We start from the raw sequence: 542 nt of genomic DNA, 5'->3' as shown, positions 1-542 counted from the left end.
AATTACAAAGTTTCCCAAGACTAAAAGCACAGCTTGAATCGGTCTCATCGACTGGTGAGAGCAAAGTTTATAAAGCGGGTTATAAGCAGGTAAAGGACGACGTGACTTTGGTTCGTAGCTACACGCATGTCCCTTCTGAGCCAAGTCCAGACCAAAAAATCGTTGTCGAGTTTGCAGGGCAGTGGTCTAGCAACGCGGCATGTTTGATGTTGGGAAAAACCGACGCTCAAAAAGAAAAAGTGACTGTAGGCAAGGCTGATACCGAGAACAAACACCGTAGCCTTGCAACGTTTAAAGAGCTGGATGCTGAAGGCAAAACGCTCTATATCAAAATCCCTTGTTCTGACCAGCCTCAGCCAATCTTGCTTAAACTCGCTGAAGACCTGCAACCAGTCGATAAAGAAACTCAGATGGATGAGTGGGATAACGTGTTGGTGCCGGTGAGACCTTTGGCTTACTTAGATGGTAGCAACGACAAAGCAAAAGCTTCTGACCTGCGTGGTGGTTTCCTTTATGTGTTTTGGAAAGGAAAGCTTTGGCGA

1 pseudogene is annotated in these 542 nt (G+C 46.1%); it reads left to right on the top strand.

The window, feature by feature from the left end:
• Positions 1 to 542: pseudogene (locus R7E78_RS29810) on the top strand (hypothetical protein); the annotation flags it as partial.

The organism is Vibrio sp. YT-19(2023) (assembly GCF_033337395.1).
Note: the sequence above shows the minus strand (reverse complement) of the source record. Positions and strands in the feature narration are given on the sequence as shown.